Origin of the sequence: Streptomyces sp. NPDC052396 (assembly GCF_044593195.1) — a bacterium.
Lineage (GTDB): Bacteria > Actinomycetota > Actinomycetes > Streptomycetales > Streptomycetaceae > Streptomyces.
Genome location: NZ_JBIUAW010000005.1, coordinates 61,289 through 85,607, shown reverse-complemented (window position 1 = coordinate 85,607; position 24,319 = coordinate 61,289). Strand labels below are relative to the sequence as shown.

20 protein-coding genes are annotated in these 24,319 nt (G+C 71.0%); 9 read left to right on the top strand and 11 right to left on the bottom strand.

The window, feature by feature from the left end:
- The first annotated feature begins 118 nt into the window (after positions 1 to 118).
- The 4 genes from ACIHFE_RS14245 (at position 119) to ACIHFE_RS14230 (ending at position 4,591) form a co-directional block, all read left to right on the top strand.
- Positions 119 to 1,390 (top strand): aspartate kinase, encoded by a 1,272-nt coding sequence (locus ACIHFE_RS14245; protein WP_400106203.1) that lies wholly within the window; start codon positions 119 to 121, stop codon positions 1,388 to 1,390.
- Between the two features lie 361 nt (positions 1,391 to 1,751).
- A complete protein-coding gene (locus ACIHFE_RS14240; protein WP_400106202.1) occupies positions 1,752 to 2,429 on the top strand; it encodes a SigE family RNA polymerase sigma factor in 678 nt (225 codons plus the stop codon).
- On the top strand, positions 2,426 to 3,667 hold the full coding sequence (locus ACIHFE_RS14235) for a hypothetical protein (RefSeq protein WP_400106200.1): 1,242 nt from the start codon (positions 2,426 to 2,428) through the stop codon (positions 3,665 to 3,667). Before ACIHFE_RS14240 ends, ACIHFE_RS14235 begins: the two co-directional genes overlap by 4 nt.
- Before the next feature lie 51 nt (positions 3,668 to 3,718).
- Complete coding sequence (locus ACIHFE_RS14230) at positions 3,719 to 4,591, top strand: SURF1 family protein (RefSeq protein WP_400106198.1); 873 nt, start codon at positions 3,719 to 3,721, stop codon at positions 4,589 to 4,591.
- Here ACIHFE_RS14230 and ACIHFE_RS14225 read toward each other — a convergent pair.
- The 10 genes from ACIHFE_RS14225 to ACIHFE_RS14180 form a co-directional block, all read right to left on the bottom strand.
- Positions 4,485 to 6,320, bottom strand: a complete 1,836-nt coding sequence (locus ACIHFE_RS14225; protein WP_400107002.1) for a prolyl oligopeptidase family serine peptidase — start codon at positions 6,318 to 6,320, stop codon at positions 4,485 to 4,487. The two genes, ACIHFE_RS14230 and ACIHFE_RS14225, sit on opposite strands and share 107 nt — an antisense overlap.
- A gap of 366 nt (positions 6,321 to 6,686) precedes the next feature.
- Positions 6,687 to 7,982, bottom strand: a complete 1,296-nt coding sequence (locus ACIHFE_RS14220) for an alpha/beta fold hydrolase (RefSeq protein ID WP_400106196.1) — start codon at positions 7,980 to 7,982, stop codon at positions 6,687 to 6,689.
- A 373-nt stretch (positions 7,983 to 8,355) separates the two neighbouring features.
- Positions 8,356 to 9,075, bottom strand: a complete 720-nt coding sequence (locus tag ACIHFE_RS14215; protein ID WP_400106194.1) for a GntR family transcriptional regulator — start codon at positions 9,073 to 9,075, stop codon at positions 8,356 to 8,358.
- 42 nt (positions 9,076 to 9,117) lie between these two features.
- Positions 9,118 to 10,500 (bottom strand): aldehyde dehydrogenase family protein, encoded by a 1,383-nt coding sequence (locus ACIHFE_RS14210; protein ID WP_400106192.1) that lies wholly within the window; start codon positions 10,498 to 10,500, stop codon positions 9,118 to 9,120.
- On the bottom strand, positions 10,497 to 11,501 hold the full coding sequence (locus ACIHFE_RS14205) for a proline racemase family protein (protein ID WP_400106190.1): 1,005 nt from the start codon (positions 11,499 to 11,501) through the stop codon (positions 10,497 to 10,499). Before ACIHFE_RS14205 ends, ACIHFE_RS14210 begins: the two co-directional genes overlap by 4 nt.
- 36 nt (positions 11,502 to 11,537) lie before the next feature.
- Positions 11,538 to 12,446, bottom strand: a complete 909-nt coding sequence (locus tag ACIHFE_RS14200) for a dihydrodipicolinate synthase family protein (RefSeq protein WP_400106189.1) — start codon at positions 12,444 to 12,446, stop codon at positions 11,538 to 11,540.
- A 91-nt stretch (positions 12,447 to 12,537) separates the two neighbouring features.
- Positions 12,538 to 13,950 (bottom strand): FAD-dependent oxidoreductase, encoded by a 1,413-nt coding sequence (locus tag ACIHFE_RS14195; protein ID WP_400106188.1) that lies wholly within the window; start codon positions 13,948 to 13,950, stop codon positions 12,538 to 12,540.
- Positions 13,940 to 14,224 (bottom strand): (2Fe-2S)-binding protein, encoded by a 285-nt coding sequence (locus ACIHFE_RS14190; protein WP_400107000.1) that lies wholly within the window; start codon positions 14,222 to 14,224, stop codon positions 13,940 to 13,942. The genes ACIHFE_RS14195 and ACIHFE_RS14190 overlap by 11 nt, the downstream gene beginning before the upstream one ends.
- 486 nt (positions 14,225 to 14,710) lie before the next feature.
- Positions 14,711 to 15,877 (bottom strand): NAD(P)/FAD-dependent oxidoreductase, encoded by a 1,167-nt coding sequence (locus ACIHFE_RS14185; protein ID WP_400106186.1) that lies wholly within the window; start codon positions 15,875 to 15,877, stop codon positions 14,711 to 14,713.
- Between the two features lie 23 nt (positions 15,878 to 15,900).
- Positions 15,901 to 17,280 (bottom strand): aminopeptidase P family protein, encoded by a 1,380-nt coding sequence (locus ACIHFE_RS14180; protein WP_400106998.1) that lies wholly within the window; start codon positions 17,278 to 17,280, stop codon positions 15,901 to 15,903.
- 202 nt (positions 17,281 to 17,482) lie between these two features.
- Here ACIHFE_RS14180 and ACIHFE_RS14175 point away from each other — a divergent pair, with 202 nt between their 5' ends.
- Genes ACIHFE_RS14175 through ACIHFE_RS14155 form a run of 5 tightly spaced genes read left to right on the top strand, consistent with a single transcriptional unit; the run spans position 17,483 to position 23,127 of the window.
- The gene (locus tag ACIHFE_RS14175) at positions 17,483 to 19,225 is read left to right on the top strand and encodes an ABC transporter substrate-binding protein (protein WP_400106184.1); all 1,743 of its coding nucleotides are present in this window, start codon (positions 17,483 to 17,485) and stop codon (positions 19,223 to 19,225) included.
- Positions 19,226 to 19,230: 5 nt separating this feature from the next.
- Positions 19,231 to 20,148 carry an ABC transporter permease gene (locus tag ACIHFE_RS14170; protein WP_400106182.1) on the top strand — a complete coding sequence of 306 codons (918 nt, stop codon included), beginning with the start codon at positions 19,231 to 19,233 and terminating at the stop codon, positions 20,146 to 20,148.
- Entirely contained in the window at positions 20,145 to 21,131 is a 987-nt protein-coding gene (locus tag ACIHFE_RS14165) for an ABC transporter permease (protein ID WP_400106180.1), read from the top strand. The genes ACIHFE_RS14170 and ACIHFE_RS14165 overlap by 4 nt, the downstream gene beginning before the upstream one ends.
- Positions 21,131 to 22,135, top strand: coding sequence for an ABC transporter ATP-binding protein (locus tag ACIHFE_RS14160; RefSeq protein ID WP_400106178.1), 1,005 nt, complete (start codon positions 21,131 to 21,133; stop codon positions 22,133 to 22,135). Before ACIHFE_RS14165 ends, ACIHFE_RS14160 begins: the two co-directional genes overlap by 1 nt.
- Complete coding sequence (locus ACIHFE_RS14155; protein ID WP_400106176.1) at positions 22,132 to 23,127, top strand: ABC transporter ATP-binding protein; 996 nt, start codon at positions 22,132 to 22,134, stop codon at positions 23,125 to 23,127. Before ACIHFE_RS14160 ends, ACIHFE_RS14155 begins: the two co-directional genes overlap by 4 nt.
- Here ACIHFE_RS14155 and ACIHFE_RS14150 read toward each other — a convergent pair.
- Entirely contained in the window at positions 23,094 to 24,290 is a 1,197-nt protein-coding gene (locus ACIHFE_RS14150; protein ID WP_400106174.1) for a M6 family metalloprotease domain-containing protein, read from the bottom strand. The genes ACIHFE_RS14155 and ACIHFE_RS14150 overlap by 34 nt on opposite strands.
- Positions 24,291 to 24,319: the final 29 nt, after the last annotated feature.

Below are 24,319 nucleotides of genomic sequence, written 5' to 3'. Positions count from 1 at the left end.
CCGGAGCCTCGCCGGGTGCCGGACGACGTATCTCAGGATGCGGAGCCCCGATGGCCGATTCGCGCCGATCGATAGACTCTGAATCGTCCGCAATACACAAAAGCTGCGAGGAGCGCACGTGGGCCTTGTCGTGCAGAAGTACGGAGGCTCCTCCGTTGCCGATGCCGAGGGCATCAAGCGGGTCGCCAAGCGAATCGTGGAAGCCAAGAAGAACGGCCATCAGGTCGTCGTGGTGGTTTCCGCGATGGGTGACACGACGGATGAGTTGATCGACCTCGCCGAGCAGGTATCGCCGATTCCTGCGGGGCGAGAGTTCGACATGCTGCTGACCGCCGGAGAGCGGATCTCCATGGCGCTGCTGGCGATGGCGATCAAAAACCTCGGTCACGAGGCGCAGTCATTCACCGGCAGCCAGGCCGGAGTGATCACCGACTCGGTGCACAACAAAGCGCGGATCATCGACGTCACCCCAGGCCGTATCCAGCAGTCCGTGGACGCGGGCAACATCGCGATCGTGGCGGGCTTCCAGGGCGTGTCCCAGGACAGCAAGGACATCACCACGCTGGGCCGGGGCGGCAGTGACACCACCGCCGTCGCGCTGGCGGCCGCGCTGGACGCCGAGGTCTGTGAGATCTACACGGACGTCGACGGCGTCTTCACCGCCGACCCCCGGGTGGTGAAGAAGGCCCGCAAGATCGACTGGATCTCGTTCGAGGACATGCTGGAGCTGGCCAGCTCCGGCTCCAAGGTGCTGCTGCACCGCTGCGTCGAGTACGCACGCCGTTACAACATCCCGATCCATGTGCGGTCCTCCTTCTCGGGGCTCAAGGGCACCTGGGTCAGCAACGAGCCTCAAGGGAGCGAGCCGATGGAGCAGGCGATCATCTCGGGTGTCGCGCACGACACCTCCGAGGCGAAGGTCACGGTCGTCGGGGTGCCGGACAAGCCGGGCGAGGCCGCGACGATCTTCCGCGCGATCGCGGACGCCGAGATCAACATCGACATGGTGGTGCAGAACGTCTCCGCCGCGTCCACCGGGCTGACCGACATCTCCTTCACTCTGCCCAAGACCGAGGGCCGCAAGGCGGTTGAGGCACTGGAGAAGACGCGCTCCCGGGTCGGTTTCGACATCCTGCGCTATGACGACCAGATCGCCAAGATCTCGCTGGTCGGCGCCGGAATGAAGACCAACCCGGGCGTCACCGCCATGTTCTTCGAGGCGCTGTCCAACGCGGGCGTGAACATCGAGCTGATCTCCACCTCGGAGATCCGCATCTCGGTGGTCACCCGCGCCGACGACGTCAATGAGGCGGTCCGGGCCGTGCACACGGCCTTCGGCCTGGACAGCGAGAACGACGAGGCGGTCGTCTACGGAGGCACCGGCCGCTGACACCACCGGGCCCCCGGCCCGCAGCATGCTCGGCCACCGCTCGGCCCGGCCGACTCATGGCGCCGGGCCGAGCCCCTCGGCAATACTGGGCACGTGTGAAGGTTCTGTGATCAAGGCGTTGGTGCGGAACTCTTGAGCAGCGCGCACAGCCTGTTCGAGGATGCGTTCCCGGCCCACGGCATCCGGCCGAGGAGACGGCGGTTTCCGCCGTTCTCCGTCTCAACGGGGCGGTGAACTCGGGGGGTTGGGGCATGAGGGAAGAGCGGGTACGCATGAGGGCAGGTGACGCGCCGCGACGCCTCGCGACGTCGGCCATGGCGCCCGCGTACAACCCTGACGGGGGGACGGGTGTCCAACAGGCGTGGCAGAGGTCATCAGCATCGCGACAGCCCCGGGCCGTGGTGCCGCGGCGGCGCCTCCATACGCCCGGCGGCCCCGTGCGGCGGGCGGCATGCCGGTGATCGCTCCCTGGTCCGCCCCAGCCTCGCCGCGCATCCCCGCCCAGGCGTCCCCGCAGCCGGGGGATGCTGACCAGGCGATGGCTGCGGGCACCACAGTCGACCACCTCACCGAGACCTACCGAGCCCACTACCGGTCGCTGCTCGGGCTGGCCGCGCTGCTCCTGGATGACACCGCCTCCTGCGAGGACGTGGTGCAGGAAGCTTTCATCCGGGTGCACTCCGCGCGGAACCGGGTCCGTGACCCGGAGAAGACCCTGGCCTACCTGCGGCAGACCGTGGTCAATCTGTCCCGTTCCGCACTGCGCCGCCGCATCCTCGGACTCAAGCTGCTGTCCAAGCCGATGCCCGACATGGCCAGCGCGGAGGAGGGGGCCTATGAACAGCTGGAGCGCGACCAATTGATCAAGGCGATGCGCGGGCTGCAGCGCCGCCAGCGTGAGGTGCTGGTCCTGCGCTACTTCGCCGATATGACCGAGGCACAGGTGGCGGAGGTGCTGGGCCTGTCGATCGGCTCGGTCAAGGCATATGGCTCGCGGGGCATAGCGGCACTGCGCATCGCGATGGAGGCCCCGGCATGAACCACCCAGATCAGTACGGGCGGCAGGGCCCCGATGAGCTGGGCCCCGATGAACAGGGTCCCGATGAGCTGGGCCGTCTTGATCGACGGGATGCGGACAACCCGAACCGGCCCGCCGGGTCCCTCGGCCCGGACTTCCGCCCTGACCCGGACTCCCTCCTCGACCTGACCGCCCGGCGGGAGCGCATCCACGACGGCGCGCACGGCACCGCCGGGATGGACAGTGGTATGCCGGACGCGCGGGAGGGCGCGCTGCGTCGGCTGCTGCAGGGCGCGGTCGAGGGGATCGAACCCGCCGAGGACGCGCTGGAGCGGCTGCGACGCGCCGTACCCGCCCGCCGGGCCCGCCGCCGCCAGGCCATGGGCGGAGCGGTGGCGGCCGCGGTGCTGGTGGGCGCGGCGCTGCCCACCCTGATGCGGGTCGCGGACGTGGCCGACCACACCGCCGACAGCCGTTCCGCCAGCGCGGCCACCACCCGTCAGCAGTCCGGCGCCGCCGAGCAGGGCCAGCCGCAGGGCAACAGCGGCCCGGCCACCGGCCCCGTGCCAGGAGCCACCGGCCGGGACGGCGCCCGGGACGAGTCGCGCAAGGACGACCCGCACAAGGACCGCGGCAGCAACCGGGCCACCCCGGCCGGCACCCCTGGTGCCGACCCCCGCAGCAGCCTGGAGGCGGTGGCCCCGGTCTGTGCCCGCGACCAGCTGGGCAATGGCACCGGCACGGTAGGCCCCGCCGACAAGGCCGGCCGGGTCTATGGGGCATTCCGGGTGGTCAATGTCTCCCAGGCCAGCTGTACCGTGGCCGGCCCTGGACTGGTCTCCGCCCGTACCGCCGCCAAGGACGCGCGGGTCACCGTCGTCGACCACACTCCGGGCGACCCGGCCACCGGCCTGCCCGACCCCGGCGGCGACACCCAGGTGCTGCTGAAGCCGGGCCAGGCCTATGAGGTCAAGTTCGCCTGGGTCCCCGCCGCCCCCGGAAACGGGCAGCACAGCTGCGCCGGCACCGATGGCGCCAGTCCCACCCCCACGGCCAGTGCTTCTCCGGCAGCCGTCCAGCCGACCACCGGCACCGGGCCGGACACCCCCCAGAGCAGCCCGCCCAGTCCGGCGGCGAGCCTGCTGGTCAGCCACACCCCCGACGCCGGGGAGCCGGTGGCGGCACAGGCCCAGATCCCCGACGCCTGCACCGGGACGGTCTACCGCACCGGCCCCCTGGCGCCCCCGCCGGCGACCTAGCGCGCCGGGGGCCGGTGCCATGGCACCTGGGCGGGCCCGTACCGTTGAGGTGTGTATCGGTTCCTGCTGACTCCCCGCTGGTGGGGGATCAATGTCTTCGCACTGGTGGCCATCCCCTTCTGTCTGTTCATGGGCAGCTGGCAGCTGGGCCGCTTCGAGACGCGCGTCGACTCGCACCGGGAACAGCAGACCGAGGCCGCCACGGCGCGAACGGCCGTCGCCCGGCCGCTGGGCGACCTGCTGCCGGTGACCACCGAGACCTCGGGCCGCCAGGCATCGGCGACCGGCAGCTATGACACCGAGCACCAACTGCTGGTACCGAACCGGGATCTGGACGACCGCAAGGGCTTCTATGTGCTGACCCTGCTGCGCACCGACGGCGGCAAGGCGCTTCCGGTGGTGCGCGGCTGGCTGCCCGGCGATGCGAACTCCAGGACCGACACCGCCAAGGTGCCTACCCCGCCGGCCGGGCGAGTCACCGTGTCCGGCGCCCTCCAGGCGTCCGAGAGCGCGACATCCAAGGGCGCTGACGCCTCCGGCGGCCTGCCCAAGGGCCAGCTCGGCGTGATCAGCGCCGCTTCGCTGGTCAATCTGGTGCCCTACCAGGTGTATGACGCCTGGATCACCGAGCCCAAGGCCACCGGAGCGCTGACCCCGGTGCCCCCGGCCGCGGCGCCCAACACCGGCCTGGACCTCAAGGCGTTCCAGAACCTCGGCTACACCGGAGAGTGGTTCGTCTTCGCGGGGTTTGTTGTCTTTATGTGGTTCCGCCTCTTCCGCCGGGAGGCCGAGGCCGCCCGCGATCTGGCACTGGGCATCACCCCTGATCAGCCGGACGGTCAGCAGGAGCCGGACGGTCGGCCGGATGGTCCGGACGGCCCAGATGACGCTCGGCAAACGCGATCTCAAGCCGGAGCTGCTTGATCCGCTCCTCCACCACCAGCGAGCCATGACCGGCGTCATAGCGGTAGACCTCATGCGGGTGCCCGCGCTCCACCAGGCGCCGCACATAGTTCTCGATCTGTCGGATCGGGCAGCGGGGGTCGTTCATCCCCGCCGAGATATAGACCGGCGCCCGGACCTCGTCCACATAGGTCAGCGGTGAGGAGGCGGCGAACCGCTCCGGCACCTCCTCGGGAGCGCCGCCCAGCAGGGTGCGGTCCAGGGCCTTCAGCGCCTCCATCTCGTCGTGATAGGCGGTCACATAGTCGGCGACCGGGACCGCGGCCAGACCCAGCGCCCAGGAGCCCGGCTGGGTGCCCATGCCCAGCAGCGTCAGATAGCCGCCCCAGGAACCTCCGGCCAGGACCAGGCGCCCGGGGTCGGCGAGCCCGGAGGATATGGCCCACTCGCGGACCGCCGCGATGTCCTCCAGCTCGATCAGCCCCACTCGGTGCTTGAGAGCGTCCGTCCACGCCCGGCCGTAGCCGGTCGAGCCGCGGTAGTTGACCCGGATGACCGCGAATCCGTGATCCACCCAGGCTGCCGGACCGGCGGCGAAGGCATCGCTGTCGTGCCAGGTCGGGCCGCCGTGGATGTCGAAGACGGCCGGGAACGGGCCCTCGCCCGCCGGCTTCTGCACCAGGGCGTGCACCTTGCCGCCCGGGCCCTCCACCCAGACGTCCTCCACCGGGACGGAGTCGGGGGCCTGGCCGATGCCGTCCGGGCCGGCCGGCGGATCCAGCACTATATGACCGGCCGTGGACCGGATGACCGGTGGCTTCGCCGCCGACGACCAGAGGAACTCCACCGTCCCGTCGGGCCGCGGCAGCGCTCCGGAGACGGTGCCGGGCGGGGTGTCCAGCCGGGTCAGCGAGCCGCCGGCCAGCTCATAGCGCCACAGCTCGCTGCGGGCCCGGTAGCTGTGCTCGATCAGCAGTGCCGAGCCGTCCGGGTACCAGTCGGCGTCCAGGTCGCCGGGGAGCTCGATGGGCAGCGGGGTCTCCTCACCGGTCAGCGCGTCCCACAGCATGGGCTCCCAGCGGCCTCGCCGCTGATGGCCGACGAGCAGCCGGCTGTCGCCGTCCACCGGGGCGAAGCCCATCACCGACAGCCCCAGCTCCTCGGTGGCGCCCCGGGTGTCGTCCAGCTCCGCGACGGTGCTGCCGTCCATGCGCACCACGCGGATCGCCGAGTGCATGGCGTCGCCGTGCTCGGTGTGCTCGACCGCGATCAGTGTGCCGTCGTGCGAGAGGTCGCCCACGCCCGCCGACTGCTCATGCCGGTAGATCTCCACCGGGACCGTGCCCGGCCGCAGCACATGGACCGTGGAGCCGCCCTTGTCGGTGGAGCTGCCGATGACCGCGGTGCCGTCCCGGCCCAGGGCCAGACCGGCCGGGTAGGCGGGCTCCAGGCCGGGCGTGGCCGGCTCGTCCGCGCCGCCGTGGAAGGGCTGGCGCATCCAGGTGCCGAACTCGTCACCGTCGGTGTCCGAGAACCACCAGATCCACTTGCCGTCCGGGGACAGCACCCCGCCCGTGGTGCCGTTGGGACGGTCGGTCACCTGCCGCTGCCGGCCGCTCGACCGGTCCCAGGCGTAGATCTCGAAGGTGCCGGTGGCGTTGGAGGTGAACAGCGACCGGTCCGGCGCGTACTCCGCCCAGCCGGGCAGGCCCACCCGCGGCGCCCGGAAGCGCTTCTCCCAGTCGGGCATGGACGCGTCGCCCCGCGGGGATCCGTTGCTCTCAGTCATGCCCCCATTCTGCGCCGAACCACTGACAACGCGGCCCGGAGTGGCCATTCTGTGGAGAGTTCACCGCTTGTGGATAACTTGCTCACCCGACCGACTGATCTCCCTTGGAACAGTGGCGAGTTGGTGCATCCGGTCCGCACACTCGGAGACATGTACGAGACGCCTGCGGACATCAACGCACTCCAGCACCTGCTCGACGAGAGCTATGCCACAGCCGGGCCGCACCCGTGGCCGGTGCCACCGTCTTCGACGGGGAACGGCTGCAGATCACCGGGCAATGGCAAGCCGGTTGGGGCACCACCGGGATATCCCCGAAATCAGGCGGCCTCACGCACGCCCGGCGGCCAGGTCCATCAGCCGGGAGAGCACCCGGTCGCCCGATGCGCTGATCCCGTCGTGCTCCCACTCATTGGTGATCCAGACCCGGCTGGAGCCGACCGCCCGGGCGGTGGAGAGCGAGAGCCCCGCGTCCACATACATGTCGTCGTGATAGACGATTGCCGCCAGCGGCACCGAGTTGGCGGCCAGCCGCTGGGGGTCATACAGCGGTTGCCAGTCGGCCCGTTGGGCCAGCAGTTCGGCGGCATCGGCGAAGGGGCGCAGGCCCTTGATCTCCTCGAACATCCAGGGATAGATCATCTCGCCGGTGAGCAGCAGCGGTTCGGCGTTCTCGGCGAAGGCGGGGTGTTCGGCCAGGGCCCGGTCGGCCGCCCAGCCGGTTGGCGCCGTTCCCTGGGCGTATATGGATTCGTGCAGGACGGCGAAGAGGGGGTTGTCCACAAAGCCGGTCAGCCCCATCACCTGGTGCAGGAAGGAGTCGGTCAATTCCCCCTGGGCGTCCAGGGCTTCATCAAGCAGCCAGTGGATGCGCTCAAAGCCATCGCCCATGCCGAGCGCCAGACCCAGGGTGCGCAGCCGGCGCGGGGTCAGCAGGTCACCATTGGGCAGCCGGACATCGGTGGCCGCCAGCAGGTCGGCTATCCGGCGCAGCAGGGGCGCGTCCTGCGGATATCGGTCGTAGTGCGCCAGGACCCGGTCCCGGACCCGGGGATAGGTGCGGGCGTAGACGGCGTCGGCGGTGGCCGTCAGGCCGGGCAGGCCACCCGCGACATAGCAAGCGCGCAGTCCTTCCAGCGCCTGGGAGAGATAGGTCAGCGTGACGAAGCCGCCATAGCTCTGGCCGAGCGTCTCCCAGGGGTGATCACCGCAGAGCTCGCGGCGGATCAGTTCGGCGTCGGCAACGATTGAGTCGGCGCGGAAGTGGCCGAGATAGCTGGCGAGTTGCTCGGCAGAGGAAAAGCGCCCGGCGGAGCGGGCGGTGACCGGAGTGGAGCGGCCGGTGCCGCGCTGGTCGAGCAGCAGTACCCGGTGGGTCTTCAGCGCGTGGGCCAGCCAGCCGGGTGAATCGGCGGTCGGGCGGGGCGACTTACCGCCCGGGCCGCCCTGGAGATACAGCAGCCAGGGCAGTTCCTCACCGGCCCGGGCAGGGTCGGCCACCTCCCGGGCGAACACCTGGATGGTGGGTCCGGCTGGAGTGGCGGCAGCAGAGGAGTGGGAGAGGTGGGAGAAGTGGTTCAGCGGGACGGTGAAGACATGATCGGTGATCGCATACGCGGGATTCATGGGTCGCTTTCGCGGTCAGCCGGCCTATACCGGTATCAGTTGGCATGCGCGGGGTGGAGAGCACGCCAGAGGCGGCCTCCTGGGCTCGCCGCGGTGGGCTCGCCCACCGGAGCCTCGGCCTGGGTGGGCGGCTCAGCGGTGGGTACGGCTCGATGTCCGCCGTAGGGGCGTGGAGCCCAGCCCGGACGCGGCGCTTGGTGTTGAACCTGGCAATCGTGTGTGGGTACGGACTCGTGGTGCGGGGTGGAAGTCGCGTCCGGGTGCGGACCCGTGGGTGTGGGTGCGGGTGCCGTGCTCGCCGGGCCTAGGGTGCGCTGGACCCAAGGCGTGCTGGGTCAAGAGCCGCAGGAATGAGGTGCGTTGCGGCTGCGGGTCAGCGAGCCGTGCCCAGGGCCCGCTTGGGGCGCTGAGCAGCCGGTTCCGCGTTGCCCCCGCCCTTGGCCCAGAGCGAGCGGACATGGCCGAGGTGCCGGGCCATGCACTTCTCGGCACCCTTGGCGTCGCCGGCCAGCATCAGGTCCAGCAGCTCCAGGTGTTCCTCGGCCGAGGGGATCAGTTCGCCGCGCTCGTCCAGGGCCGTCAGCCCATAGAGCCGGGAGCGCTTGCGCAGGTCGCTGACCGTCTCCACCAGGCGCTCATTGCCGGAGAGCGCCAGCAGGGTGAGGTGGAACTGGCGGTCGGCCTCCAGGTAACCGATGAGGTCATGCTGTTGTGCGGCGCGCACGATCTCCTCGGCGACCGGGCGCAGTGCCTCCAGGTCCTCGCGGGTGGCGGTCTTGGTGACCCGGCCGACCATGGGCACCTCGATCAGGGTGCGGATCTCGGTGTACTGGTCGAGGTCGCGCTCATTGACCTCGGTGACCCGGAAGCCCTTGTTGCGGACCGGCTCGACCAGACCCTCGCGGGCCAGGTCGAGCATCGCCTCCCGGACGGGGGTGGCGGAGATACCGAAGTCGTCGGCGAGCACCGGGGCCGAGTAGACCTGGCCCGGGCGGAGTTCACCGGAGATCAGGGCGGCGCGCAGGGCATGGGCGACCTGGTCGCGCAGCCGTTCCCTGGTGGTGATGAGGTTCCGCGCACTCAGGTGCCCCATGACGTTCCTTCCAGTGGCCGAGCGGACCCCCAGCGTACAATGTCACGTTGCTTTGGTCGGTACCAATGTATAGGTCCGGCCGGCGGTGTAGAACTCCAGTGCCGCGCGGCCCTGTTCGCGGGGGCCGTGGCCGGAGGACTTGGCTCCCCCGAAGGGAAGGTGGAAGTCGACCCCGGTGGATGGGGCGTTGACGCGGATCAGGCCGGTGTCCAGCCGGTCGAGGCCGTACAGGGCGGTGTCCAGGTCACCGGTGTGCACCGAGGTCACCAGGCCGTAGGGCACGGAGTTGGTGAGCCGTACCGCCTGCCCCAGGTCGTTTGCGGGCAGTAGCACGGCCACGGGGCCGAACACTTCCTCGTGGAGCAGGGGGTGGTCCGAGGGCACCTTCTCGGCCAGGGCCGGGGCGGTGTACCAGCCGGGTCCGGCGGGGGAGTCGCCGCCGGCCAGCAGGGAGAGGCCGTCGACGGCATCGGCGGCCCGGTCACGGGCCTGCTCGGAGATCAGCGGTCCGCAGACGGTGGCCGGCTGGGCCGGGTCGCCGACCGGGAGGGTGCGCAGTGCCTCGGCCAGGGCTTCGCGCAGCGGGTCGAGGGCGGTGCCGACGGCGATCACCCTGCTGGTAGCTGTGCACTTCTGGCCCGCGTAACCGGCGATGGCGGAGGCGATCTCCAGGGCGGCCCGGCCGATGTCGGCGTCGGGCAGGACGATGGCGGCATTGAGTCCGCCCATCTCTGCCTGCACCGGCACGCCCCGGGCGGTGGCGGCCTGGACCACCGACCGGCCGGCGGCAGTGGAGCCGGTGAAGGAGAGCACATCGGCGGTCCCGGTGATGGCCTCACCCTCGGCGGGGCCGCCCGGCACCACCGTGAACACACCGTCCGGCAGGGCGGTTTGGATCAGCTCGGCCAGGCGCAGGGCGCAGGCGGTGGCCTCCGGCGCCGGTTTGAGGACCACGGTGTTCCCGGCCGCCAGGGCCGGGGCCGCCTTCCAACTGGGAATGGCGAAAGGGAAGTTCCAGGGGGTGATCAGGCCGGCCACACCGTGCGGGCGGCGGCGGGTGAGCAGCAGGCCCGGTCCGGCGGCCGGTTCATGGACGGCGCCGGCGGGTTCATAGGGCGCCTGGGCGTAGTAGCGCCAGATGGCCACGGTGCGGGCCACTTCGGCCCGGGCCTCGGTGACCGGTTTGCCGACTTCGCGTACCGCGAGGGCGGCCAGTTCGCCGGCGGCCGTCTCGATGGCCGTGGCGATGGCGGTGAGGGCGGCCGAGCGGGCGGTCGCGCCGCCGGCCAGCCAGCCGGGCTGGGCGGCAGATGAGCGGTGCACGGCCTCGGCGGCGGCCGCGGCGCCGGGCAGCGGGTGCCGGAGCAGGACGTCGGAGGGATCGGCCGGATTGTGCGAAAGGAGCAGGGAGGATGTGGCGGTCACAGGAGGAAGCCTCCGGGGAAGGGGTCGTCCGGGTCGAGGAAGTACTGGGCGGTGCCGGTGATCCAGGCGCGGCCGGTGATGGTGGGGATCACGGCGGGGATGCCGCCCACCTCGGTCCGTCCGGTCAGCCGTCCGGTGAACTCGGTGCCGAGGAAGGACTCATTGACGAAGTCCCGGTCCAGTGGCAGCTCGCCGCGGGCGTGCAGCTGGGCCATCCGGGCCGAGGTGCCGGTGCCGCAGGGCGAGCGGTCGAACCAGCCGGGGTGGATGGCCATGGCGTGCCGGGAGCGCTGGGCGTTGGAGCCGGGGGCGGCGAGGTAGACGTGCTTGAGGCCGTTGATCTCCGGTTGTTCGGGGTGGACGGGCCGGTCCGGGGAGGCGTTGATGGCGTCCATGACGGCCAGTCCGGCGGTGAGCAGATCGTCCCGCCGGGCCCGGTCGAAGGGCAGGCCCAGGGCGTCGAGTTCGACAAAGGCGTAGAAGTTGCCGCCGAAGGCCAGGTCGTAGGTGACCGTGCCATGGCCGGGCACTGTCACCTTGCGGTCCAGGCCCATGCTGAAGGCGGGCACATTGGTGAAGGTGACGGCCTTCGCCGCGCCGTCCACCACGCGTACCTCGACCGAGACCAGTCCGGCGGGGGTGTCCAGCCGCACGGTGGTGACCGGCTCCACCACCGGCACCATCCCGGTCTCCACCAGCACGGTGGCCACCCCGATGGTGCCGTGCCCGCACATCGGCAGCAGGCCGGAGACCTCGATATAGAGCACGCCGTAGTCGGCGTCCGGCCGGGTCGGCGGCTGCAGGATGGCGCCGCTCATCGAGGCGTGGCCGCGCGGCTCGTACATCAGCAGGGTGCGCAGGTGGTCCAGGTGCTCCATGAAGTGCAGCCGGCGTTCGGCCATGGTGGCGCCGGGAATCACCCCCACTCCGCCGGTGATCACGCGGGTCGGCATGCCCTCGGTGTGGGAGTCGACGGCATGGAAGACATGACGGGTGCGCACGGGTGTCCCTTTCGAAAGGCTCGGGGGCTCGGGGGCTCAGCGGTGGCCGGCGGCCATGGCCTTCTCGGTGGCGGCCCGCACCTGGGCCTCGCTGTCCCCGGTGAGCGGGAAGCGCGGCGGCCGGGTGGGGCCGCCGTGGCGGTCGACGAGGTCCATGGACACCTTGATGGCCTGCACAAACTCGGTCTTGGAGTCCCAGCGCAGCAGCGGGTGGAGCGACTGGTAGAGCGGCAGCGCGGTGTGCAGGTCCTTGGCGACGGCGGCGCGGTACAGCTCGGCGCAGCTGACCGGGAAGGCATTGGGGTAGCCGGCCACCCAGCCGACCGCGCCAGCCAGCGCCAGCTCCAGCAGTACGTCGTCGGCGCCTATCAACAGGTCGAGATCCGGGGCGAGTTCGGCGAGTTCGTAGGCGCGGCGCACATCGCCGCTGAATTCCTTGACGGCGACGATGGTGCCTCCGCCGTGTAGCCGGGCGAGCAGTTCCGGGGTGAGGTCGGTCTTGGTGTCGATCGGGTTGTTGTACGCCACCACCGGCAGGCCGGCCTTGGCGACCTCGGCGTAGTGGGCGAAGACCGCCCGGTGGTCGGCGCGGTAGGCATTGGGCGGCAGCAGCAGCACCGAGCCGCAGCCCAACTCGCCCGCCTGTTCCGCCCAGTGGCGCGCCTCGGCGCTGCCATAGGCGGCGACCCCGGGCATCACCCGGGCCGCGTCGCCCGCCGCTTCCACGGCGGTGCGCACCACCTGGGCGCGTTCCTCGGCGGTGAGGGTCTGGTATTCGCCCAGCGAACCATTGGGCACCACCCCGTCGCAGCCGGAGGCGATCAGCCAGCGGACGTGTTCACCATAGGCGTCGTAGTCGATGGAGAGGTCCTCGCGCAGCGGGAGCGCGGTGGCGACCATGATGCCGCGCCAGGGGCGGTCGGCGGTCCAGGTGATCTCGGGCATGCCATTGACCCTTCTATATCGTGTGACATTTTATTGATGGGCGTAGGGCCCGACAAGGGGGCCGGTGGCCACAAGAGGCGTGTAACAGAGGTCAGTTGGTGTCGTCCAGGGCGGCGAGGGCACCCAGAGGGACCGGTGCCGCGAAGGGCCGCCGTTCCTCGGAGGCCGCTGGGCCGCCGCCCGCCGCCAGGCAGGCCACCGCCGGACCGCACATCCGGCCTTGGCACCAGCCCATCCCGGCCCGGGTGAGCAGCTTGACCGAACGGGCGTCCCTGGCCCCCAGTTCGGCGACCGCCTCGCGGATGCTGCCGGCGGTCACCTCCTCGCAGCGGCAGACCTCGGTGTCCTCGGCCAGCCAGTGCTGCCAGCCGGGGCCGGGGCAGTGGGTGGCGCTCATGGCGTCGGCGAAGGAGCGCATCCGGTCCCGGCGGCGGCGCAGGTCCCGAAGCCGGGCGGGCGCCGCTCGCTCGCGCAACTGGTGGACGATCGCCAGAGCTGCCAGTTCCCCTTCCACGGCGGCCAGTTGCCAGCCGCCGATGCCGCCGGTCTCACCCGCGGCCCAGAGGCCGGGGACGGAGGTCCGCTGCCGGTCGTCCAGCATCAGGGCAAGGGTGCCGTCCGGTGCGCGCCGGGTCGCGCAGCCCAGCGAGGTGGCCAGTTCGATGCGCGGGACCAGCCCATGACCGGTGGCCAGGGCGTCGCAGTCGATCCTGCGGCCGGTGCCCGGCAGGGGGCGCCAGTCACGGTCCAGCCGCTGGACCGTGACCGCCTCCACCCGGTCGGTGCCGTGCACCTCGGTGACCGCGCTGCGGGTGCTCAGCCGCACGCGGTGGCGGGCCAACACCCGTCCGTGGGAAGCGGCTTCCAGCGCCTTGCCCGGATTGGCGGCCAGCGCGCGCGGATGCCGGGCGTAGCCCAGGTAGCCGGCGGCCTCCGCCACCAGGGGCACGTCTGCCCCGGCCGTGGCCAGTGAGGAGGCCACGGCCAGCAGCAGCGGCCCGCTGCCCGCGACCACGATCCGCCGGCCGGGCAGCACCAGGCCGGACTTGAGCATCGCCTGGACACCGCCGGCGCTGACCACGCCCGGCAGTGTCCAGCCGGGGAAGGGGAGTTGGCGCTCATAGGCACCGGTGGCCAGCAGCAGGGCATGGGCGCGTACGCACACCGGCTGCTGCTCGTCGCCGTCGGCGCCGGTGAGGGCCCGTACCGCCCAGGGCTGGTCGCCCTCCCGGGTCACCGTCCAGACGTGGTGGCCGGTCAGATGGTCGACCGCACCGGCCGCCAGCTCGGTGCGCAACTTCCGGAAGGCGGACCAGTGATGGTGCAGCGCCTGGGGGCGGGTGGCCTTCAGGGCCGGTGCGGGGTGCCGGAAGAACTGGCCGCCGGCCTGGGCGGCGTCATCCAGCAGAGCCACCCTGAGTCCCCGCCGGGCCGCGTGGACGGCCCCCGCGAGACCGGCCGACCCCGCGCCGATGACCGCCAGGTCATAGGGTTCAGCGCTCATGGCCGTCTCCCCGCTGGGTGGTGATGGCATCGCCGGGCTGGGCCGGTACCAGGCAGGCCCGCCTGTTGGGCCGGCCATTGACTGTGGCCAGGCAGTCGTAGCACTGCCCGATGCCACAGAAGGCCCCGCGCGGCCGCCCGCCCCGGCGGGTGGTCCGCCAGGCGAGGATGCCCGCACCCCAGAGGGCGGCGGCCACCGACTGGCCGGGCAGGGCGATGACGGTACGACCGTCGACGCTGATCTCGAACGGCGGACCGGGCTGGGCCCCGGCCAGCTCAATGGGATTGACGGGCTGGACGGGGCTGACAGGACTGACAGGGGTGACGGGTTTGGTGGGCCTGGCGGACTTGGCGGGATTACGGGCCACTGCGGCCTCCTCTCGGGTCGTTGAGTGGAGCTTGGACGTTGGGCGGGGTTGGGTGCCGGGGGCTTGGTGTTCGGCAGGCTTTGGGCGTCGGGGCTCGGTGTCGGAAGGGGCTGGAAGCGGCAGGAACTCGGTGTCGGAAGGGGCTGGAAGCGGCAGGAACTCGGTGTTGGAAGGCTCCGACACCGGCTGGCCCGACACCGGGAACCTCCCGACACCGGCGGGCCCCGGACGCCGGCAGAGTCCCCGAACTTCGGGAGGATCCTGAAGCATTGCCGGGTGGCCCGGGGGGCCACAGGGCCCGCTCCACCACCCAGGTGCACATGCCTCGTGGCCTCCGGTACGTGCCTCCGCCACGTGCCCCGCCAAGTGGCCCCCAGACCCATCACCCATGTCCTAGCCGGTCAACAGGCCCTGGCCGGTCAAGCGGAACCGCCCCGGGTCGAATCCCCCGACATCCAGCGGTAGTTGCCCCCCGCTCAGCAGCCGGGCAATGACCAGGCCGGTGGCCGGGGCCAGTCCTATCCCCGCGCCCTCGTGGCCGCAGGCGTGCAGCAGGCCCGGGACGGCCGGGTCGTGTCCGATGGCGGGCAGATGGTCGGGCAGATAGGGGCGGAACCCGGCATAGGTCCGCATCGCCCGCACCTGTGCCAGCACCGGGAAGAGCGCCACGGCCTGCACGCTCAGCCGGTGCAGTGCCGCGGTGGACAGGGAGCGGTCGAAGCCCACCCGTTCCCGGCTGGCGCCGATCAGTACCGGGCCGGCCGGGGTGCCCTCGATCACGGCGGAGGTCTGCAGGGCGGCCGAACCGCTGGCCACGTCCGCCACATAGTCAGCCGAGTAGACCTTGTGCCGCACCAGTTGGGGCAGCGGCTCGGTCACCAGGACAAAGCCACGGCGGGGCAGCAGCGGCAGGGTGGCGCCCGCCAGGCGGGCCAGGTCGCCGCCCCAGGTGCCGGCCGCGTTCACCACCCGGGGGGCGTGCACGGCGCCCCGGGTGGTCCGTACGCCCTGGAGCGCGCCGTCCGCGCCCTTGAGGAAGCCGGTGACCTCCTCGCCCAGACACAGCCGGGCGCCACTGGCGCGCAGCAGGTGGGCGGCGGCCAGGGCGGGCTGGACCTGGGCGTCCTGGGGGTAATGGACGCCGCCGGCCAGCCCGGGGGCCAGGTGCGGCTCCAGTTCGGGCAGCCGGCCGGCCGGAATCTCCTCCGCCTTGACGCCCGCCGCCCGCTGTACGGCGGCCAGCTCGCGCAGGGCGGTCAGTTCCTTGTCGCCGGAGGCAACCACCAGGCCGCCCTTGGGCTCGTACTCGATTCCCGGCGGGAGCGCGGCGCTCAGCTCCCGCCACAACCCGACGGAGCACAGGGCGAGTTCCAGCTCCGGGCCCGGTTCCTTGTCGGAGACCAGCAGGTTGCCCTCGCCCGCCCCGGTGGTGCCGCCGGCCACGGGGCCGCGGTCGAGCACGGTGACGGTCAGGCCATGGCGGGTGGCGTAGTAGGCGCAGGCCGCGCCGACCACTCCCGCCCCGATGACGATGACATCCGAGGAGTCTCTGGTGGACACCTCAGTAATATTTCACATGGCACTCAGCCTGCCAAGAGCTCTCCCATCCACTCCTCGATGGCGTCCGGGGTGCGCGGCAGCGCCCCGGACAGCAGCCGTGCCCCGTCCGCGGTGATCACCAGGTCGTCCTCGATCCGGACCCCGATGCCGCGCAGTTGGGCGGGCAGCGTCCGGTCGTCCGGCTGGAGATAGAGCCCGGGCTCCACGGTCAGCACCTGGCCCTCCTCCAGTACCCCGTCCAGATAGGTGTCCGCGCGGGCCTGGGCGCAGTCATGGACGTCCAGGCCGAGCATGTGCCCGCTGCTGCACAGGGTGTAGCGGCGGTGCAGATCGCCCTCCGGGCTCTGCAGAACGCCCCACTCGGTCAGCCCCTCGGCGATCACCCGCATTCCGGCCCGGTGGAAGTCCCGGAAGCTCGCCCCCGGTTTGAGCGCGGCCATCCCCGCCTCCTGGGCGGCCAGCACCAGTTCATAGACCTGCCGCTGGACGGGGGAGAAGCGTCCGGACAGCGGCAGGGTGCGGGTGATGTCGGCGGTGTAGAGGGTGTCGGTCTCCACGCCCGCGTCCAGCAACAGCAGTTGGTTGGGGTCGAGCCGTCCGTCATTGCGTATCCAGTGCAGTACGCAGGCGTGGGCGCCGGAGGCGGCGATGGTCTCGTAGCCGGTGCCATTGCCCTCGGCGCGGGCGCGCAGCCCGAAGACGCCCTCGATCCAGCGCTCGCCACGCGGATGGGCCAGGGCTTGCGGCAGCGCCCGCACCACATCCTGGAATCCGGCGGTGGTGTGGTCCACCGCCAGCTGGAGCTGGCCGACCTCCCAGGCGTCCTTGACCAGGCGCAACTCGCTGAGCACCGAGCGAAGTTCGGCGTCTTCGGCGGTGTCCCCGGCGGCGTTCCGGCCCGGCGGCAGCCGGTCGAGTCCGTCGAGGTGTACACAGCTCAGGCCGGTCATCCGGGCGGCCTCGGCCAGGTCGGGCCGGCGGCCCACCCAGAACTCGCCATAGCGCCGGTCGCGGTAGAACCCCTCGCCCCGGCGCGGGGAACGGGGCCGGAGGTAGAGCACCGGCTGGTGGTGATGCGGGCCGTCCGGCTCCAGCACCAGCACATGGCCCGCCTGGTCCTCGCCGGTCAGACCGGTCAGCCAGGCGTAGGCGCTGTGCGGGCGGAAGCGGTGGTCGCAGTCATTGGAGCGGACCCGCAACTCCCCGGCGGGGACGATCAGTCGCTCGCCGGGGAAGCGGGCGGAGAGCCTGGCCCGGCGGGCGGTGGTGAAGTCGGCGGCGGGGAGCCGGATGTCCTGGGGCAGCGGGGTCGCGGCCCAGCCGGACGCCATAAAGGCGGCCAGTTCCCCGGTGACCGGAAGGTCATGACTTCCGGTGTTCAGCTGGGAAGCCGAGCTGTTCAGCTGGGGAGTCGTGCTGCTCGACCGGGTAATCGCGCTGCTCTGCCGGTGAGTTGCGGGCTCTGCCATGGAACGCCTCCTGGGACACAGGTGGGTAACGGAGCGACCGACATCTTGTCAGTGAAATTTCACATTACTATTTTACAGGTCACATTCCAGCCATGCTTCACAGGCTGCTGCCCGACTGTTCACGGAGTGACCACTGATGAACAAGCGCACCTGTACCGCCCTGGCCGCCGCCATGGTGGCCACCCTCGCCCTCGGTACGGCCGGCTGCTCGGCGGACAAGTCCCGGAGCGCTCACCATGGTTCGGCCGGTGCCAACGCCAACGCGGGCGCGGTGATCGGCGGTACGCCGCAGCAGGGCGGCACCCTCACCGTGCTGTCCAACCAGGACTTCACCCATCTCGACCCGGCCCGCAACTGGGTGATGAACGACATGGACTTCGGCACCCGGCTGCTCTACCGCACCCTGGTGACCTACCAGGCCGGTCCGGGGGCCGAGGGCGGCAAGCTGGTCCCCGACCTGGCCACCGATCTGGGCACTCCCTCCGACGGCACCAAGACCTGGACCTTCCACCTCAAACCGGGGGTGAAGTACGAGGACGGCTCGGAAGTCACCGCGCAGGACGTCAAGTACAACGTGGAACGGTCCTTCTCCCCGGACCTGCCCGGCGGTGCCGACTACGCGGCCCGCTATCTGGCCGGCGCCGAGGGCTACCAGGGGCCCGCCCAGGGCAAGCACCTGGACTCCATCAGGACCCCGGACGACCACACCATCGTCTTCCAACTCCGCAAGCCCTTCGCGGAGTTTGCCAATGCCACCGTGATGCCCACCTTCGCCCCGGTGCCCAAGTCCCAGGACAAGGGCCCGCAGTACGACAACCGGCCGTTCTCCTCCGGCCCGTACAAGATCGAGTCGTACGCCCGGGGCAAGAAGCTGGTGCTGGTCCGCAATGAGCACTGGGACCGCAAGACCGATCAGGTCCGCAAGGCATACCCGGACAAGCTGGTGATGGTGATGGGCCTGAAGCCCAATGAGATCGACGACCGGATGATCGCCAGTCAGGGCGCGGACGCCTCCGCCGTCCCCTGGTACGCCCTGCGCCCGGAGAGCGCCGCCAAGGTGCTGCCCAGGCCCGAGGTACGGAAGCGGATGCTGTCCGAGTCCACCAACTGCACCGACATGCTGCAGATGCACACCGGGCGCGCCCCCTTCGACCAGGTCAAGGTGCGCCAGGCGGTGCAGTACGCGCTGGACCGGGACACCATGCTCACCGCCTCCGGCGGCCCCGCCTTCAACGACCTGTCCACCGCCTATATGCCGGCCTCCCTCTTCGGCGGCAAACAGCCGGACACCCTGCGGATCCCGGCGGCCGGCGATGTGGCCAAGGCCAGGGAACTGCTCAAGGAGGCCGGCAAGCCGGACGGCTTCAGCACCAAGATGACGGTGTCGATGGGGGACAAGGGCCGCGCCGAGGCCATCCAGGAGTCGCTGGGCAAGGCGGGGATCAAGGTCACCATCGAGACCGTCGACCCCTCGGCCTTCTACGCCACCATCGGTGACACCAAGAACCGCACCGACCTGGTCTACACGGGCTGGTGCCCCGACTACCCGTCCGGATCGACCTTCCTGCCCTTTGTGTTCGACGGGCGCTACATCAAGGAGAAGGGCAACTCCGGCAACCACTCGCTCTTCCGTGACCAGGACACCATGAAGCGGATGGACGAGATCGCCGCCATGACCGATGCCAAACAGGCCAACGCCGCCTGGCAGGAGCTGGACGGCAGGATCCTGGCCAAGGCCCCGGCCGTTCCGGTGCTGGTGCGCCGCTGGCCGCTGGTGCTGGGCACCAATATCGCCGGAGCGTACGGTCAGACCTCGTTCGGCGGCCAGCTGGACTATGCCTCGGTGGGGCTCAAGGACCCGTCCAAGGCGCGGGGCTGAGCGCCATGGCCCTCGTCGGTACCATCGCCGTCTCGCCCGCCCGGGCGGCCTTCCGCGAACTGCGCGGCCGCCTGGCCGTCCGGCTCTCCCTGATCGTCATCGCGCTGTTCGCCGTCATGGCCCTGGGCGCCCCGCTGCTCACCCGGCTGAGCGGCTGGTCGCCCGGAGAGTTCGACAAGTCCGCGGTGGACCCCTATCTCGGCGGCCAGCCCATCGGCCCGCTCGGCGGGATCTCCGCTGAGCACTGGCTGGGCGTGGAACCGGTCACCGGACGCGACCTGTTCGCGCGCACGGTGCACGGCGCACAGGTCTCGCTGCTGATCGCTCTGACCGCCACCGCCATCGTGGTGATCGCCGGCACCGCGGCCGGCATCGCCGCCGGATACTTCGGCGGGCGCGTCGACGCCGTGCTCTCCCGGCTGATGGACCTCACCATGTCCTTCCCCTCGCTGATCTTTATGATCGCGATGATGTCGGTGGCCAAGGACGTCAACCGGATCCTGCTGATGACCGCCGTCATCGGGCTGTTCGGCTGGCCCGGAGTGGCCCGGATCGTGCGCGGCCAGACCCTCTCCCTGAAACACCGCGAGTATGTGGACGCCGCCCGGGTCGGCGGCTCCGGCCCCTGGCGGATCCTCACCCGGGACATCCTCCCCGGGGTCTCGGGCCCCGTCATCGCCTACACCACGCTGATCATCCCCGGCATGATCGCCACCGAGGCCGCCCTGAGCTACCTGGGCGTGGGCGTACGTCCGCCCACCCCCTCCTGGGGCCAGATGATCGCCGAGAGCGTGGCCTTCTATGACACCGACCCCATGTACTTCATCATCCCCAGCAGTTGCCTCTTCCTCACCGTGCTCGCCTTCACCCTGCTCGGAGACGCGCTGCGGGACGTACTCGACCCGAGGAGCGGCCGCCAGTGATCCTCTACATCGGGCGCCGGCTGCTGGGGGTGATCGGGGTGCTGATCGCCATCGCCGCCGTCACCTTCACCATCTTCTATGTGCTGCCCTCCGATCCGGCGGCCGCCGCCTGCGGCAAGTCCTGCAGCGCCGAACGGCTGGCGGCGATCCGTGAACACATGGGTCTGGACCAGCCGTTGTGGCGGCAGTTCGGCGATTTCGTCACCGGCATCTTCACCGGCCGCACCATGGGCAGCGGCCAGTACACCCTGCACTGCCACTTCCCCTGCCTCGGCTACTCCTATGAGAACAGCGAGTCGGTGTGGAACCTGCTGATGGACCGCCTCCCGGTGTCCGCCTCGCTCGCGCTGGGCGCCGCGGTGCTCTGGCTGCTGCTGGGACTGAGCGCCGGGGTGGCCGCCGCGCTGCGCAAGGACACCCTCACCGACCGGGTGCTGATGGTCGGCGCGGTGGCCGCCGCCTCGCTGCCGGTCTACTTCACCTCGATGATGCTGATCTATGGACTGATCCGGACGGCCGGGCTGCTGCCCTACCCCGAGTACGTCCCCTTCGGCCATGATCCGCTGCACTGGGCGTCCAATCTGCTGCTGCCCTGGATCGCGCTGGCCATCCTCTATGCGGCCATGTACGCCCGGCAGAGCCGCAGTTCGATGATCGAGGCGATGGCGGAGCCGTATATCCGCACCGCCCGCGCCAAGGGACTGCCGCGCCGCACCGTGGTGGTCAAACACGGGCTGCGTGCCGGGATGACGCCCATCCTCACCATCTTCGGCATGGACCTGGGCGGCCTGCTGGCCGGCGCGGTGATCACCGAGTCCATCTTTGGACTCCCCGGCATCGGGCGGTTGTTCTACGGGGCCCTGGCCGGCGGCGACCAGCCGGTCATCATGGGCGTCACCCTGCTCGCCGCCGCCTTTATCGTCATCGCCAACCTGGTCGTCGACCTGCTCTATGCGGTCATCGACCCGCGAGTGAGGTACTGATGTCCCAACCCCTACTGTCGGTCAGTGACCTGAGCGTCGACTTCACCACCCGGGGCGGCGAGGTACGGGCCGTGGACTCGCTCGGCTTCTCGGTGGAACGCGGACGGACCCTGGGCATCGTGGGCGAATCCGGCTCCGGCAAGACCGTGACCTCGATGGCGGTGATGGGCCTGCACACCTCGGCCCGGGTGACCGGCTCCATCCGGCTGGACGGCCGGGAGCTGGTCGGTCTGTCCGAGGCCGAGCTGGGCCGGCTGCGCGGCCGCCGGATGGCGATGATCTTCCAGGACCCGCTGTCCAGCCTGCACCCCTATTACACGGTCGGCGAGCAGATCGCCGAACATCACCGGGTGCACTTCAAGTCCGGCCGGGCGGCCGCCCGCAGGCGGGCGGTGGAGATGCTCGGCGAGGTCGGCATTCCCGAACCCGCCCGCCGGGTACGCGAGTACCCGCACCAGTTCTCCGGCGGCATGCGGCAACGAGTGATGATCGCCATGGCGCTGGCCTGCGAACCCGAGCTGCTGATCGCCGATGAACCCACCACCGCCCTCGATGTCACCGTGCAGGCCCAGATCCTGGAACTGATCGCCCGCCTCCAGCAGGACCGCGGCCTGGCCGTGCTGCTGATCACCCATGACCTGGGCGTGGTGGCCAGGGTGGCCCATGAGGTACTGGTGATGTACGGCGGCCGGGCCGCCGAACAGGCCCCGGTGGACGACCTGTTCGCCGCCCCCGCCCACCCCTACACCCGCGGCCTGCTGGACTCCCTGCCCCGGCTGGACGCAACCGACGACCAGCCGCTGCCCGCCATCCCGGGCAGCCCGCCCTCACTGCTCACCCCCATCGCCGGCTGCGCCTTCGCCCCCCGCTGCGCGGTGGCCGCCGCCGCCCCGGAGCCGCAGCGGGCCCGGTGCGGCGAGGACCGGCCGCGGCTCGAACGGTCCCAGCGGCACCTGGTCGCCTGCCACCTCTCCCTGCACCACACCACCGGAGGCGTCCGATGACCGCCGCACCCCTGCTGTCCGTACGCGATCTGAGCATGACCTTCCGGACCCGGCGCGGCACGGTACGGGCCGTGGACGGGATCGGCTTCGACCTGGCCGAGGGCGAAACCCTGGGCCTGGTCGGGGAGTCGGGCTGCGGCAAGTCCACCACCGGCCGGATGATCGTCCGGCTGCTGGAACCCACCGGCGGTTCCATCCGCTATGACGGCCGGGAGATCGGCCATCTGTCACAGCGCGAACTCAAGCCGCTGCGCCGCCAGTTGCAGATGGTCTTCCAGGATCCGCACTCCTCGCTCAACCCCCGCCAGACGGTGGCCCGCATCATCTCCGATCCGCTGCTGGTCCAGGGCGGTTCGGCGGCCGGGGCGCGCCAACGGGCGGCCGAGCTGATGGAGTTGGTGGGGCTGATCCCCGAACACCTCGACCGCTATCCGCATGAGTTCTCCGGCGGCCAGGCCCAGCGCATCGGCATCGCCCGCGCCCTGGCCACCGGCCCCCGCCTGGTGATCGCCGACGAGCCGGTCTCCGCGCTGGATGTCTCGGTGCAGGCCCAGATCGTCAACCTGATGGAGCGGCTGCAGCGGGAGCTGGGACTGGCCTACCTCTTCATCGCCCATGACCTCTCGGTGGTCAAGCGGGTCTGCGACCGGGTGGCGGTGATGTACCTGGGACGGATCGTGGAGACCGGCCCCAAGGAGCGGGTGTACGCGGCCCCGGCCCACCCCTACACCAGGGCCCTGCTGTCCGCGGTGCCGCTGCCCGACCCGGCCGCCGAGCGGGCCCGGGAGCGGATCACCCTGCTCGGTGATCCGCCCAGCCCGGCGGCGCCCCCGCCCGGCTGCACCTTCCACCCCCGCTGTGCCAAGGCACAGCAGCGCTGCCGCGCCGAGGCGCCGGCCCTGCGGACCGGCGCCGACGGGCGGCAGGTCGCCTGCCACTTCCCCGAAGTGGAGGACGGTCAGACCTTGGTGACCCGCACGGTGTCCCCATAGCCGCCATCGTCCAGCACCTCGATGCGCACCCCGGCCTCGTCATCGGAGAACGACTGGCCGGCGGTCCAGGGCGCGTGGTCCAGGGTGCGGCAGTTGCCCTCCGGGGCCGCGCCCGGCTGGGCGTTCACCACCCGGATGGGACCCTCGCCGGTCTTCACCGAGGAGTCCACCTTGTAGATCAACGCCCCGGTGGCGCAGGCGTCTTGGTCATTGCGTACCGCCCGCCGTGACTCCACCACATAGGCACTGGTGGGGCCGGTGCGCACCACGGCGAGCTTGGTGCCGCCCTGGTACTCCACGGCGCTGAGCTCCACGGTGTCGCTGCCGGCGGTGGTCCGGCAGACGACCTGGTCGTCATCGGTCCAGCCCAGCTTCCAGGACTGCCAGCCGAAGTACTGCGGGGCGGCCCCGCTGATCAGGCCCATCACATCCCAGCCGCCGGTGAAACGGTGGCCGTCGTCGCGGGTGTCGAAGGCATAGAGGTCCGGCAGCCCGAAGGTATGCGCGGTCTCATGGCCGAGCAGCTTGGGGCCCCAGTGCCACATGTCCTGGCCGAAGGTGACCGCGTACCGGATCCGGGTGCCGTCGGCCACCACCCCAGGGGTGCCGGGGTCATAGACATAGGTGGGGGTGAAGGAGATGGCCGGGGCGTTCCTGGTGGCCACCACATAGACCATGTCATAGCCGGAGAAGTCCACATAGGGATCGGCGGCCCGGACCGCGTCCGCCACATAGGCCTCGTGCTGCTCATGGCTCAGACCGCGGGCGTATCCATAGTCGGTGGAGTTCCTGGGCATGCGCACCCAGCGCTGGTACGGGGTGATGTCCAGCCAGGTCCGGCCGTAGGAGGCCTGCCACACCCAGTCGGCGCCGGGCGTCAGCTGGGCGGCGTCCTCGGAGGGGGACTCGGTGGCCGGGGCGTCCGGGAAGTCCACGAAGATCATGGCGATCTTCTTGGTGCCGGTGGGGCGCTGGAAGACGGAGTAGTCGGTGTCATGCCCCTCGTCCGTCCAGCCGGTGGTGCCGGCCAGGGCGCAGGCCGAGGCGTCCTCGGCCCGGGGGCGGGCGCCGGCGGTGGGCGCGCCGGGCAGCAGCAGGGCCAGGGCGGCCGCCAGCAGGACGACCATGCGCCGTACCGCCGGAGCCATCGGTCGTGGTCTCATACACCCTCCCATGAATCACGTGTGACATT